Consider the following 13,862-nt stretch of genomic DNA (forward strand, 5'->3'; position numbering starts at 1 on the left):
CCCGTCCCCCCGTTTTCGTCCACTCCTGCCGGTCGATCGCCGCTGGCGCGCAGCCACGCGCATGCCGTCCGGGCTTACCCGGTTGGCGTGCGCAAAAAGCGTCCGTTACACTCAGCTTTCGCCGACCGTGCGGTCGGGAAAATACTCGGCAGTTCTCCTACAAGCAAAATGCAGAAGAGGGAGTGCGGTTGGATGAGAAGCGCGGGACGATGGATCGGGGTGCGACGGGCGGCTGGCGCCGCTCGTTCGGGGGCGGCGGTGCATCGGTATGCCCGGGCTTTCACGAGCCGTCCTGCGGACGGTATGCGCGTTCTGGAGCGATTGCCCGGCACGGCGGCTTCTCCGGTCGTTGCGTTCGCATCCGACGCGTCGTTCGGATGCGCATGAACCGCCGGTTTTCCGATCGTGTGCCGCGCGCTTGCGGAGCCGAACCAGGCTCGGCCGGCCGACCTTCCCGCGATCGTTGCATTCGCATCGATCGCGTCTCGCGCAACGCTGCGTTTCTCCGTTCCCTTCATCCTGGCGACATTGCTGCCGCGCATCGTGGCGGTCGAACGACCGTTTCGGAACGCGCCGCGGCGCGTGCGTGCGATCGCCGGGGCTCGATTGCGACGCCGGCGTTTCACGGGAAAACGAGCGTAGACGCGGTACGGCGAGATAGTTAATTTATTAACTTGTTTGAGGACCGGGAGCCGCCCGAGCGACCCACGGATTTTTCGAGCAGCGTTTGGAGACAACGTAAATGAAGATGAATCGATGGATGGAGGTTCTGCTTGCCGCGGGCCTCGTGGGTGCGGCGGCCACGGCGTCGGCGCAGGTGAAGATCGGCGTGACGCTGTCGGCCACCGGGCCGGCCGCCTCGCTCGGGATTCCGGAAAAGAACACGATCGCGCTGCTGCCGAAGGAAATCGCGGGCAAGAGTGTCCAGTACATCGTGCTCGACGATGCGTCCGACACGAGCCGCGCGGTGCAGAACGTGCGCAAGCTGATCGACGAGGATCACGTCGACGCGATCATCGGCTCGTCCGTCACGCCGAACTCGCTCGCGATGCTCGATCCGGTGTCGCAGGGCAAGACGCCGACGATCTCGCTCGCGGCGAGCGCGCAGATCATCTCGCCGATGGACGCGAAGCGCGCATGGATGTTCAAGGTGCCGCAGAACGACCAGCTGATGGCCGACGCGATCGCCGGCTACATGGCGAAGCATGGCGTGAAGACGGTCGGCTTCATCGGCTTCGCCGATGCGTACGGCGACAGCTGGTACAAGACGTTCAGCGCGGCGGCCGAGAAGAGCGGCCTGAAGCTCGTGTCGAACGAGCGCTTCAACCGCACCGACGCGTCGGTGATGGGGCAGGTGCTGAAGCTGTTGGGCTCGAATCCCGACGCGGTGCTGATCGCCGGTTCGGGCACGCCGGCCGCGCTGCCGGCCAAGACGCTGAAGGAGCGCGGCTACAAGGGCAAGGTGTACCAGACGCACGGCGTCGCGAACAACGACTTCCTGCGCGTGTGCGGCAAGGATTGCGAAGGGGAGATCCTGCCGGCCGGCCCGGTGCTCGTGACCGACCAGCTGCCCGATTCGAATCCGGTGAAGAAGCCGGCGCTCGGCTACAAGGCCGCATACGAAAAGGCGTACGGGGCCGGTTCGCTGGCGACCTTCGGCGGCCATGCATGGGATGCGGGCCTGCTGCTGCAGCGTGCGATTCCCGATGCGCTGAAGAAGGGCCAGCCGGGCACCGAGGCGTTCCGCGAGGCGCTGCGCGCATCGCTCGAGAGCGTGAAGGACCTGCCCGTGTCGCACGGCGTGATCAACACGACGGCGACCGATCACAACGGCTTCGACACGCGGGCGCGCGTGATGGTGCAGATCGTCGACGGCAAGTGGAAGCTGCAGGCCGAGTAAGCACCACGTGAAACCGGCGGGCGCGGCGCGAACGGCGCCGTGCGCGCCGTCGGCGGCGCGGCGATCCGTGCTCGCGCCGCATGGAATGCCGGGAAGCCCGCAACGCGACGCCTGACCGCCGGTCTTGCCGTCCGCGCGCGGGCCGTTCCCGTCGCCGTTTCTCCGCAGCATTCTCGATACACGAAACGTATGGATCTCTCGATTGCGGCGATCCTCGCGCAAGACGGCATCACGACCGGCGCCATTTATGCATTGCTGTCGCTGGCGCTCGTGCTGGTGTTTTCCGTCACGCGGGTGATCTTCATTCCCCAGGGCGAATTCGTCGCCTACGGTGCGCTCACGCTTGCGGCGTTGCAGGCGCAGAAATTTCCCGCCACCTGCTGGCTGCTGTTCGTGATGGGCATCGCGTGCTTCCTGCTGGAAGTCGGCGGCCTGGTCCGCCATCGCGAACGCCGCCATCAACTCGGCCGCACGCTCGCGACGCTCGGCAGCCGCTACGTGCTGCTGCCGCTCGCGGTGTTCGCGATCACGCGCAGCTTTGCCGCGCAGCCGCTGCCGATGCTTGCGCAGATCGCGTTGACGCTCGCGATCGTCGTGCCGATGGGGCCGTTCGTCTACCGGCTCGTCTACCAGCCGATCGCCGAAGGCACGACGCTGCTGTTGCTGATCGTGTCGGTCGCCGTCCATTTCGCGATGGTCGGCCTCGGGCTCGTGATGTTCGGCGCAGAAGGCTCGCGTACCAACGGCTTCGCGGATGCGTCGCTGTCGGTCGGCAGCATGACGGTGTCGGTGCAGAGCATCCTCGTGGTCGTGACCGCGCTGGTGCTGATCGGCGCGCTCTACGTGTACTTCGGCCGCACGATCGCCGGCAAGGCGCTGCGCGCGACGTCGGTGAACCGGCTCGGCGCGCGGCTGGTCGGCATCGGCACGACCGAAGCAGGGCGGCTCGCATTCACGCTGGCGGCCGGGCTCGGTGTGCTGTCCGGCATCCTCGTCGGTCCGTTGACGACGATCTATTACGACTCCGGCTTCCTGATCGGCCTGAAGGGTTTCGTGGGCGCGATCATCGGCGGGCTGGTCAGTTATCCGCTCGCGGCCGCCGGCTCGCTGCTGGTCGGCGTGCTCGAATCGTATTCGTCGTTCTGGGCGAGCGCGTACAAGGAAGTGATCGTGTTCACGCTGATCATCCCGGTGCTGCTGTGGCGCAGTTTCGCGGCGCCGCATGCGGAAGAGGAAGAGGAGTGACGCGATGAAGACGATGGTACGCAACAAGACCTTCTGGGTGTTTCTCGTGGTGCTCTTCGCGCTGCCGGTGCTGCCCGGCGCGCTGCAGGTGCCCGAATACTGGATCACGCTGCTGAACTACATCGGCCTCTACGCGATTGTCGCGATCGGGCTCGTGCTGCTGACGGGCGTCGGCGGGATGACGAGCTTCGGGCAGGCCGCGTTCGTCGGCATCGGCGCGTATGCGACCGCATTCCTGACCACGCGATACGGCGTGTCGCCGTGGCTCGCGCTGATCGTCGGCGTCGTGCTGACGGCGCTCGTCGCGCTGGTACTGGGCGCGGTCACGATGCGCCTGTCCGGGCATTTCCTGCCGCTCGGCACGATCGCTTGGGGGCTCGCGCTGTTCTATCTGTTCGGCAACCTCGAGCTGCTCGGCAAGTACGACGGGATCAACGGGATTCCGGCACTGAACCTGTTCGGCATCGAGCTCGGCAGCGGCCGCAGCCTGTACTTCCTGATCTGGGCCGTCGTGCTGGCCGCGATCGTGTCGGTGCAGAACCTGCTCAACAGCCGGCCCGGCCGCGCGATCCGCGCGCTGCGCGGCGGCGGCGTGATGGCCGAAGCGATGGGCGTGAACACCGCGTGGATGCGCGTCGTGATCTTCACCTACGCGGCCGTGCTCGCCGCGGTATCGGGCTTCCTGTACGCGCACCTGCAGCGCGCGGTGAACCCGACCCCGTTCGGCCTGAACCACGGGATCGAATTCCTGTTCATGGCCGTGGTCGGGGGCGTGTCGCACGTATGGGGCGCGGTGCTCGGTGCGGCGATCCTCACCGTGCTGCAGGACTACCTGCAGACGCTGTTGCCGAAGCTACTCGGCTCGGAAGGCAACTTCGAGATCATCGTGTTCGGCGTGCTGATGGTGCTGTTGCTGCAGTACGCGCGCCAGGGCGTATGGCCGTTCGTCGCGAAGCTGTTTCCACGCGGGCCGCGCGCACATGTGCCCGGCCATGCCGACCCGCTGCCGCAGCGCGCGAAGCCGGTGGCGGGCGAGCCGCTGCTCGTGGTCGACAACGCGCGCAAGCAGTTCGGCGGGCTGGTGGCCGTCAACGACGTCAGTTTCGACGTGAAAGCGGGGCAGATCGTCGGCCTGATCGGCCCGAACGGCGCGGGCAAGTCGACCACGTTCAACCTCGTGACCGGCGTGCTGCAGCCGACCGGCGGCACGATCACGTTCCGCGGCGAGCGGATCAACGGGCTCACGTCGCGCCAGATCGTCCGCCGCGGGATCGGCCGGACGTTCCAGCACGTGAAGCTACTGCCGACGATGACGGTGCTCGAGAACGTCGCGATCGGCGCGCATTTGCGCGGCCATACGGGCGTCTGGCGCAGCATCGCGCGGCTCAATGCCCGTGAGGAAGCGCAGCTGCTGGCTGAAGCGGCACGACAGATCCGCCGCGTCGGGCTGGAGAAGCACATGTACGACGAAGCGGGCAGCCTCGCGCTTGGCCAGCAGCGGATTCTCGAAATCGCGCGCGCGCTGTGCTGCGATCCGACGCTGCTGTTGCTCGACGAGCCGGCGGCCGGGCTGCGCTACCAGGAGAAGCAGCAGCTCGCGGACTTGCTGCGGCGCCTGAAGGCCGAAGGGATGAGCGTGTTGCTCGTGGAACATGACATGGATTTCGTGATGAACCTCACCGACCGGCTGGTGGTGATGGAATTCGGCACGCGGATCGCGGAAGGGCTGCCGCAGGACGTGCAGCAGGATCCGGCGGTGCTCGAAGCGTATCTGGGCGGGGTGGAGTGATGACGGACACGACGATGCCGATTCTCGAGGTACGCGGGCTGGCGGTGCGGTACGGAAAGGTCGAGGCGCTGCACGGTGCGGCGATCAAGGTCGGCGCAGGGCAGATCGTCAGCGTGATCGGCCCGAACGGAGCCGGTAAGTCGACGCTGCTGAACGCGATCATGGGCGCGTTGCCGGTGACCGGGCACGCGTCGGGCGCGATCGTTTACCGCGGTAGCGACGTAGGCGCATTGCCCGTCGAGCAGCGCGTCGCGCGCGGGATGTGCCTTGTGCCGGAAAAGCGCGAGCTGTTCAGCACGATGACCGTCGAGGACAACCTCGTGCTGGGCGCGTATCGCCGCAAGGTCGCGGGTGAGTCGAACTTCCTCGACCAGCTCGATCATGTGTTCGCGCTGTTTCCGCGGCTCAAGGAGCGGCGCAAGCAGGCGGCCGGCACGCTGTCGGGCGGCGAACGGCAGATGCTTGCGGTGGGCCGCGCGCTGATGGGTAAGCCCGACCTGCTGATGCTGGACGAGCCGAGCCTCGGGCTGGCGCCGCTGATCGTGAAAGAGATTTTTCATATCATCAGCGCGTTGCGTGGCACGGGCGTCGCGACGCTGCTGATCGAGCAGAACGCGCGGGCCGCGCTACAGATCTCGGACTACGGCTATGTGCTGGAGACCGGCGAGTTTGCGCTGGAAGGGCCGGCTGCCGAGTTGGCACAGAATCCGCAGGTAATCGAAACGTATCTGGGGCTTGCGAAGAAAACGGCTTGATGGGTGAGGCGGTTGGCGGGAAACGGGCGGCGTGTTTCACGTGAAACACGCCGTTTTTGTTTCGGGGGAGGACGACGTGACGGTGAATCGAGTGTGGGGATAAGTGCCGGAGCAACCAGCGGAAGCACTGTGACGAGAGTGCGGGCTCATCGCGTCGGGTTGCACAGGGAATGAGCGTTGACGGTGGTCGGTCGCCACAGGGGATAAGTGCCGGGCGATTGACCGGAAATACTGTGATGTCACGGTGATGTCGGTTCACGAGCCGCTACCGGGTCCTCGGTTTTGCACAGCTTGGCGATGTGCGGTGAGGTCGCGCCAGCGCCGCCAAGGCCGGCTAGGCGGCACAGCTCGGCCGATCGGCCGAAAAAAACCGGCTAAATGAACGGTCCCTACCATTCGGACGGCCTTCGGGTGAAAAGCGAACCCGCTATAATTCGGCCCATACATTTCTCAGATAGGTTCGTGCGCAGTCCTGCGCGCGGAATCCACCATGCTTTTTCCCACAGAATTTGACGTCATCGTCGTCGGCGGCGGGCACGCCGGCACGGAGGCCGCGTTGGCATCGGCCCGTATGGGTGCGAAGACGCTGCTGCTGACCCATAACATCGAAACGCTCGGGCAGATGAGCTGCAATCCGTCGATCGGCGGTATTGGCAAGGGCCATCTGGTCAAGGAAGTCGATGCGCTCGGCGGCGCGATGGCCGCTGCGACGGACGAGAGCGGTATTCAGTTCCGGATCCTGAATTCGTCGAAAGGCCCGGCCGTGCGCGCGACGCGTGCGCAGGCCGACCGTATCCTGTACAAGGCTGCGATCCGCCATCGGCTCGAGAACCAGCCGAACCTGTGGCTGTTCCAGCAGGCCGTCGACGATCTGATGGTCGAAGGCGACCGCGTGGTGGGCGCCGTCACTCAGATCGGCATCCGATTCCGCGCACGTGCGGTGGTGCTGACGGCGGGTACCTTCCTCGACGGCAAGATCCACGTCGGCCTGAACAATTACACGGGCGGTCGCGCGGGCGATCCGGCGGCCGTGTCGCTGTCGGCGCGTCTGAAGGAACTGAAGCTGCCGCAGGGCCGCCTGAAGACCGGTACGCCGCCGCGTATCGACGGCCGCTCGATCGACTTTTCGAAGCTGGACGAGCAGCCGGGCGACCTCGATCCGATCCCGGTGTTCTCGTTCCTGGGCCGTGCGGAGCAACATCCGCAGCAGTTGCCGTGCTGGGTCACGCATACGAACGAGCGCACGCACGACATCATTCGCGGCGGCCTCGACCGGTCGCCCATGTATACAGGCGTGATCGAAGGTGTCGGCCCGCGTTACTGCCCGTCGATCGAGGACAAGATCCACCGGTTCGCGTCGAAGGAATCGCACCAGATCTTCCTCGAGCCGGAAGGGCTGACGACCAACGAGTTCTATCCGAACGGGATTTCGACGAGCCTGCCGTTCGACGTGCAGCTCGAACTCGTGCACTCGATGCGCGGCCTCGAGAATGCGCACATCCTGCGCCCCGGCTATGCGATCGAATACGACTACTTCGACCCGCGCGCGCTGAAGGCATCGCTCGAGACGAAGGCGATCAACGGGCTGTTCTTTGCGGGCCAGATCAACGGCACGACGGGCTATGAAGAAGCGGCCGCTCAAGGCCTGCTGGCCGGTCTGAACGCAGGCCGTTACGTACAGGAGAAGGACGCATGGTGCCCGCGTCGCGACCAGGCGTACCTTGGGGTTCTAGTCGACGACCTCGTTACGCGTGGTGTGGCCGAGCCGTACCGGATGTTCACGAGCCGTGCGGAGTATCGTCTGAGCCTGCGTGAAGACAATGCGGACATGCGCCTGACCGAGATCGGCCGCGAGCTGGGGCTGGTCGACGATGTGCGCTGGGATGCATTCAGCCGGAAGCGCGACGCTGTTTCACGTGAAACCGAACGACTGAAGTCGACATGGGTCACGCCGAAGACGCTGCCGCCGGAAGAGGCGACCGCGCTGCTCGGCAAGGCGATCGATCACGAGTACAGCCTCGCGGAGCTGCTGCGTCGCCCGGGTATCAGCTACGACGGCGTGTGCGGCCTGAAGGGCGGCGAATGCGGTCCGGCGGAGCCGTTGGCCGACGATCCAGTGCTGCTCGAGCAGATCAAGGAGCAGGTCGAGATCGGTATCAAATATCAGGGCTATATCGAACGCCAGGCGAGCGAGATCGAGCGCAACGATGCGAACGAGAACACGCGCCTGCCGGACGGTATCGACTATCGCGAGGTGCGCGGCCTGTCGTTCGAAGTGAGCCAGAAGCTCAACGAGTTCCGGCCGGAAACGATCGGCCAGGCATCGCGGATCTCGGGCGTCACGCCGGCTGCGATCTCGCTGCTGATGGTGCACCTGAAGCGCCGTGGCCTCGGCCGTCGTAATGGCACTGCCGCAGAGGCGACCGAGCAGGGGGACGGCACCGTCCCGACGCAACAATGACGGCGCGTCGCGCGCCGGCGGTTAATCGGGACGTACTTGAACAAATGCTCGTCGACGGCACGGCTGCGCTCGACATCGCATTGACGGATACGCAACGCAACCAGCTGCTCGATTACGTCTCGCTGCTCGGCAAGTGGAACGCGGTCTACAACCTGACCGCGATCCGCGACCCGAAGCAGATGCTGATCCAGCACATTCTTGATTCACTCTCCATCGTTCCGCATCTGCGCGACCGTGCATCGGCGCGCGTGCTCGACGTGGGTTCGGGCGGCGGGTTGCCCGGTATCGTGCTGGCGATCGTCCGGCCGGACTGGCAAGTGACGCTGAACGATATCGTGCAGAAGAAGTCTGCATTCCAGACTCAGATGCGTGCGGAGCTGAAGCTCGCGAACCTGTCGGTCGTCACCGGGCGGGTCGAATCGCTGCAGCCGGGTGTCGAAGTGCCGGAAAAATTCGACATGATCGTATCCCGCGCCTTCGCGGATCTATCCGACTTCGTTAAACTTGCTCGACATCTCGTCGCGCCCGGCGGATCGATCTGGGCGATGAAGGGTGTCCACCCGGACGACGAAATTGCACGGCTGCCGGAAGGCAGTCGCGTAAAGCAGACGATGCGGCTGGCGGTACCGATGCTCGATGCCGAACGGCATCTGATCGAGGTCACCGTCGACGAGGCGAATTGAAGGCGCGCGGTAGCGCGCTGTTTGTTTGAAGGTAAAGGGAACACACCAACGATGGCAAAGATCTTCTGCGTTGCGAACCAGAAGGGGGGCGTCGGCAAGACGACGACATCGGTCAATCTCGCCGCAAGCCTTGCAGCGCAGGAGCAACGAGTCCTGCTGATCGATCTCGACCCGCAGGGCAACGCGACGATGGGTAGCGGGATCGACAAGGCCGCCTGCGAGTCGACTGTGTACGAAGTGCTGGTTGACGGCGTCTCGGTGACGGACGCACGCGTGCGTCCGGAGGGTGTCACGTACGACGTGCTGCCGGCCAACCGCGAGCTGTCGGGTGCCGAGATCGAACTGATCAGCATCGACAACCGCGAGCGTCGGTTGAAGGCCGCGCTCGAGCATGTGGCCGACGACTACGACTTCGTGCTGATCGATTGCCCGCCGACGCTGTCGCTGCTGACGCTGAACGGGCTGTGCGCGGCGCATGGCGTCGTGATCCCGATGCAGTGCGAGTACTTCGCGCTGGAAGGGTTGTCGGATCTCGTCAACACGATCAAGCAGGTTCACGCGAACATGAACCGCGACCTGAAGATCATCGGCTTGTTGCGTGTGATGTTCGATCCGCGCATCACGCTGCAGCAGCAAGTCTCCGATCAACTGAAAGCGCACTTCGGCGACAAGGTGTTCGACGCGGTGATTCCGCGCAACGTGCGCCTCGCGGAAGCGCCGAGTTACGGGTTGCCGGGCGTCGTGTTCGACCGCAATTCGCGCGGTGCGCAGGCGTATCTCCAGTTCGGTGCCGAGATGATCGATCGCGTGCGCGCGTTCGAGGTGTCGTGATCCGGACATGAGCGAAGCGAGGAAGAAAGACATGAACGCGGTACCAAAGAAGAAGGGCTTGGGACGTGGCCTCGAAGCGCTGCTCGGCGGCAGTGCGGACATCACCGAAGCGGTGAAGATCGAAGGGGCACCGAACACGCTCGCGCTCGGCAAGCTGCAGGCCGGCAAGTACCAGCCGCGGACGCGGATGGACGAAGGCAGCCTGCAGGAGCTGGCGGCCAGCATTCGCGCGCAAGGCGTGATGCAGCCGATCCTGGTACGGCCCATTTCGTCTGACAAATACGAGATCATCGCAGGCGAGCGGCGTTTCCGCGCGGCACGCCTGGCTGGCCTCGACGAAGTGCCGGTGCTCGTGAAGGACGTGTCCGATCAGGCCGCCGCGGCGATGGCGCTGATCGAGAACATCCAGCGCGAGGACCTGAACCCGCTGGAAGAGGCGCACGGCATCCAGCGTTTGCTCGACGAGTTCGGTTTCACGCACGAACAGGCGGCCGAATCGGTCGGCCGTTCGCGCAGCGCGGTATCGAACCTGCTGCGCCTGCTGAACCTTGCTTCGCCGGTGCAGACGATGCTGCTGGCCGGCGATCTCGACATGGGGCACGCGCGTGCGCTGCTCGCGGTCGACGCCGCGACGCAGATCACGCTCGCGCATCAGGTCGTGAACAAGCGCATGTCGGTGCGCGAGACCGAGAAGCTGGTCGCGCACACGACGAAGGAAGCGCCGGCGGTGAAGGCGCGTGCGAAGGATGACGGCGGCCGCGACACGCGCCGTCTCGAGGAGGAGTTGTCCGACCTGCTCGCGTCGACGGTGAAGATCAAGCTCGGCCGCCGCGGGCGAGGGCAGGTGCTGATCGACTTCGGCAACCTCGACGCGCTCGAGGGCATTCTCGCGCGCCTTCGCGGCAACGTCGCGACGGAAGAGTAACGAGGTGCGATTGACGGAGAACATGGGCGCGGCAGCGCCGCGCCGATGGCTCGGATGGCTGATGCAGGAGCCGGTGCTGGCGGTACTGGCGCTTGCACTGATTATTCTTCAATGGTTGCGTCCGCAACCAATTGCCACATTGGCCGGTCTCGTCGACTGGCAGACCGTCGCGACGCTCGCGGGTCTGCTGATGCTGACCAAGGCGCTCGAGCTGTCCGGGTGCCTGATGTGGCTCGCGCATCGCATCGTGCATCACGTGCATTCCGAGCGCGGGCTGGCGATGCTGCTCGTCGTGTTCGCGGCGGCGCTCGCGATGTGGCTCACCAACGATGTCGCGCTGTTCGTCGTCGTGCCGCTGATGGTGTCGCTGCGCCTGCTGACGCCGCTGCCTTTCCGGCGGCTCGTGATCGTGGTCGCGCTGGCCGTCAATGCGGGGTCCGTCGCGACACCGCTCGGCAATCCCCAGAACCTGTTCCTGTGGCAATTGAGCGGCGTGTCGTTCGGCCGCTTCGTCGTCACGCTCGGGCCGCTCGCGCTGGCGCTGATGGCGCTGCTGCTCGTGCTGACGGCGTGTGCGTTTCGCGCGAAGCCGCTCGATCTGTCGGGAGACGTTCAGGCCGTCCCCGTCCAGCGCCTGCATGCGTTGCTCGCGGCGGTGCTGTTCGGTGCGTTCGTGCTGCTCGCCGATGCGCACCATCCCGTGCCGGGCCTGATTGCCGTCGTGATCGCGCTGGTGGTGGCGAGACGTGATGCAGTCCTGAAGATCGACTGGCTGCTGCTGCTGATCTTCGTGCTGATGTTCGTCGTGCTGCGCAGCGCGGCCGCGCTGCCCGTCGTGCACGACGCGATCGCGCGGACTCACCTCGATTCGCCGCTGCGCGTGTTCGCGGCAGGCGCGGTGCTGTCACAGGGCATCAGCAACGTGCCGGCGGCGATCCTGCTGTCGGAATTCACGCACGACTGGCGGGCGCTCGCGTTCGGCGTATCGGTCGGCGGTTTCGGTTTCGCGATCGGTTCGCTCGCGAACCTGATCGCGGTGCGTCTCGCGAAGGAGCCGCGCATGTGGCTGCCGTTTCACCTCGTGTCGATCCCGTTCGCGCTCGTGAGCGCGGCATTGGGTGCATGGTTGCTCGTGCGCGGTTAAGCGATGCGGCCGCCTGCGGTGCAGGCGCGCTGCAAGCTTGGCGGGGTGGGGCACAGCATTCGCAGTGGGTGAGAAGCCGGGGCTGTTGATAAGTGCGGCGATCCACAGTCGATCGACTGTGGCGGCACAACAACTGATTGCAGGCATCGACGCGCTCGCGTGCGAGCGTATTTCGCGCATCGCGCTCGTCGCGGTGGTCACAGTATTTCCTCTCCTTCGCATCGCTGCGCCCGATCATTTTCCGTGATCGCGTCACAGCGGAATTCCTGTTGCAAACGCGTCGCGCCGGTGTCGCCCGCACCAGGCGTCGATGCCACGTCATTGCCTCGTCGCCGGACTTTTTCGGGCAAGAAATACCCGTGCAAAAAAGCGACCTTACAACTGTCATCGTACGTCGTGGATTCGCGCGTTTTTCACATGATGAGGCGTCGTTTTACGCAGGTTTTTGTCGCGTCTAAAGCCTTGAATCACTTGCAACTATCGCTTACAATCGCCCGGATTTGTTAGCTAGGCACCCCTGAAAGCTTTCGGAAAGCAGGGGCCGGGTTCAAGGATTTTGCGGAAGATTGCGATGGCGGGTCAGGCGCCGAACGACGGGCACGATGATCACCGAGCGCAACGCACCGCTTCAGCGGCCGGCGAGCGGCGCGAGTCCGACGACGACTGGGATGCCGAGCAGCAAGATAACAACATCGTTCCGCTCACGCGGACGGAAGCCGAGAGGTTGTTCGGTCCGGACGTGAGCAAGCCGTCGCGCGTGACCCCCTACAAGGTGGTGATCGCGCAGGTGGTCTTGTCCCTGGTTGCAACGCTGGCGTGGTGGCTGTTTTCAAAGTCGCCGGGTGCCGCTGCGCAATCCGCGTTTCTGGGCGGGGCGATCGGCTGGGTGCCAAGCGCGTTGTTCGTGGCACGACTGAAGGCAGGTGGCTCGGCCACCGTGATGAGCTGGGTGATGGGCGAAGCCCTGAAGCTCGGTGTGACGATCGGGATGTTCGCCGCAGTGGCGTACGGCTACGCCGGCGTGCACTGGCCGGCACTCCTCGTCACCTACCTCGTCGTGCTGAAGACGTACTGGATCGCGCTGGCCTGGCGGTAAGCAACAAGCAGCGTGCGGTTTCGACAACGAATCGCACCGGCCCGTTCCCGCAATCGCGGCAATAGCGTATTGCGGAACGGGGCAAAACGATTTTCGACAATTTGGGTGGCATTAACGATATGGCAGCTAGCGAAGGCACGCGCGGTCCGGATCCGTCCGAGTACATTGCGCACCACTTGCAGAATTTCTCCACCTCGCATCAGACGTCGATTTTCGACATCCACGTCTGGAACCTCGACACGCTGTTCTGGTCGATCGTGTGCGGCATCGTGACGATCCTCCTGCTGCGTCTGGCCGCCCGCAAGGCGACGTCGGGCGTGCCGGGCCGTTTCCAGTGCGCGATCGAGATGCTCGTCGAAATGGTCGAGGATCAATCGAAGGCCATCGTCCACGGCAACCGCACCTTCATCGCTCCGCTCGCCCTCACGGTGTTCGTGTGGGTCGCGCTGATGAACTCCCTCGACTTCCTCCCCGTCGACCTGCCGGGCCGCGTGATCGGCCTGCTCGGTCTGTCGGACGTGATTTCCCACCATCGCATCGTCCCGACGGCCGACCTGAACGGCACGCTCGGCATCGCGCTCGGCGTGTTCGTCCTGATGATCTACTACAGCATCAAGATCAAGGGCGCGGGCGGCTTCGTGCATGAGCTGCTGTCGGCCCCGTTCGGTGCCCACCCGCTGCTGTGGATCCCTAACCTCGCGCTCAACATCGTCGAATATCTCGCGAAGACCGTCTCCCTCGGCATGCGGCTGTTCGGCAACATGTACGCGGGTGAGCTGTTGTTCCTGTTGATCGCCCTGCTCGGCAGCATGTGGAGCTTCGGTGGCGACGCAACGTTCCTCGGCTTCGTTGGTCACGTGATCGCGGGTAGCGTCTGGGCAATCTTCCACATCCTGATTGTTCTGTTGCAGGCATTCATCTTCATGATGCTGACGCTGGTGTATCTCGGCCAAGCGCACGACAAGCACTAAGCGCGGCGTGCAAAAAAGAGTTTCCGTTTTAGTTTTTTAAATCTCAGTTCCAAGTCTTTTCA

At 64.7% G+C, this 13,862-nt stretch carries 12 protein-coding genes; all 12 read left to right on the forward strand.

All coding sequences use genetic code 11. The annotated features are described in order from the left end of the window. Positions 1–742 precede the first annotated feature (742 nt). The 12 genes from DID99_RS21545 to atpB all read left to right on the forward strand — a co-directional run bounded on the left by DID99_RS21545 (position 743) and on the right by atpB (position 13,800). Positions 743–1,900: an ABC transporter substrate-binding protein gene (locus DID99_RS21545; RefSeq protein WP_124667526.1), complete on the forward strand. Its 1,158-nt coding sequence runs from the start codon at positions 743–745 to the stop codon at positions 1,898–1,900. A gap of 189 nt (positions 1,901–2,089) precedes the next feature. Continuing rightward, positions 2,090–3,145 (forward strand): branched-chain amino acid ABC transporter permease, encoded by a 1,056-nt coding sequence (locus tag DID99_RS21550; protein ID WP_124520445.1) that lies wholly within the window; start codon positions 2,090–2,092, stop codon positions 3,143–3,145. A 4-nt stretch (positions 3,146–3,149) separates the two neighbouring features. Further along, positions 3,150–4,934 carry an ATP-binding cassette domain-containing protein gene (locus tag DID99_RS21555; RefSeq protein ID WP_124667527.1) on the forward strand — a complete coding sequence of 595 codons (1,785 nt, stop codon included), beginning with the start codon at positions 3,150–3,152 and terminating at the stop codon, positions 4,932–4,934. Then, positions 4,934–5,689, forward strand: a complete 756-nt coding sequence (locus DID99_RS21560) for an ABC transporter ATP-binding protein (protein ID WP_124667528.1) — start codon at positions 4,934–4,936, stop codon at positions 5,687–5,689. Before DID99_RS21555 ends, DID99_RS21560 begins: the two co-directional genes overlap by 1 nt. Before the next feature lie 490 nt (positions 5,690–6,179). After that, positions 6,180–8,150 (forward strand): tRNA uridine-5-carboxymethylaminomethyl(34) synthesis enzyme MnmG, encoded by a 1,971-nt coding sequence (mnmG, locus tag DID99_RS21565; protein ID WP_044845232.1) that lies wholly within the window; start codon positions 6,180–6,182, stop codon positions 8,148–8,150. Continuing rightward, a complete protein-coding gene (gene rsmG / locus DID99_RS21570; RefSeq protein ID WP_124667529.1) occupies positions 8,147–8,833 on the forward strand; it encodes a 16S rRNA (guanine(527)-N(7))-methyltransferase RsmG in 687 nt (228 codons plus the stop codon). Before mnmG ends, rsmG begins: the two co-directional genes overlap by 4 nt. 51 nt (positions 8,834–8,884) lie before the next feature. Continuing rightward, positions 8,885–9,664, forward strand: coding sequence for a ParA family protein (locus DID99_RS21575; RefSeq protein ID WP_044845234.1), 780 nt, complete (start codon positions 8,885–8,887; stop codon positions 9,662–9,664). 31 nt (positions 9,665–9,695) lie between these two features. Then, complete coding sequence (locus tag DID99_RS21580; protein WP_006482728.1) at positions 9,696–10,589, forward strand: ParB/RepB/Spo0J family partition protein; 894 nt, start codon at positions 9,696–9,698, stop codon at positions 10,587–10,589. Positions 10,590–10,611: 22 nt separating this feature from the next. Then, complete coding sequence (locus DID99_RS21585; RefSeq protein ID WP_124486888.1) at positions 10,612–11,733, forward strand: SLC13 family permease; 1,122 nt, start codon at positions 10,612–10,614, stop codon at positions 11,731–11,733. A 64-nt stretch (positions 11,734–11,797) separates the two neighbouring features. After that, positions 11,798–11,980, forward strand: coding sequence for a hypothetical protein (locus tag DID99_RS21590; RefSeq protein ID WP_124486821.1), 183 nt, complete (start codon positions 11,798–11,800; stop codon positions 11,978–11,980). Positions 11,981–12,304: 324 nt separating this feature from the next. Continuing rightward, the gene (locus DID99_RS21595) at positions 12,305–12,829 is read left to right on the forward strand and encodes an ATP synthase subunit I (RefSeq protein ID WP_124486822.1); all 525 of its coding nucleotides are present in this window, start codon (positions 12,305–12,307) and stop codon (positions 12,827–12,829) included. A gap of 119 nt (positions 12,830–12,948) precedes the next feature. Then, entirely contained in the window at positions 12,949–13,800 is an 852-nt protein-coding gene (gene atpB, locus DID99_RS21600; RefSeq protein ID WP_039351439.1) for a F0F1 ATP synthase subunit A, read from the forward strand. The last annotated feature ends 62 nt before the right edge of the window (positions 13,801–13,862 follow it).

The organism is Burkholderia sp. Bp8986 (assembly GCF_003854225.1).
Taxonomy (GTDB): domain Bacteria; phylum Pseudomonadota; class Gammaproteobacteria; order Burkholderiales; family Burkholderiaceae; genus Burkholderia.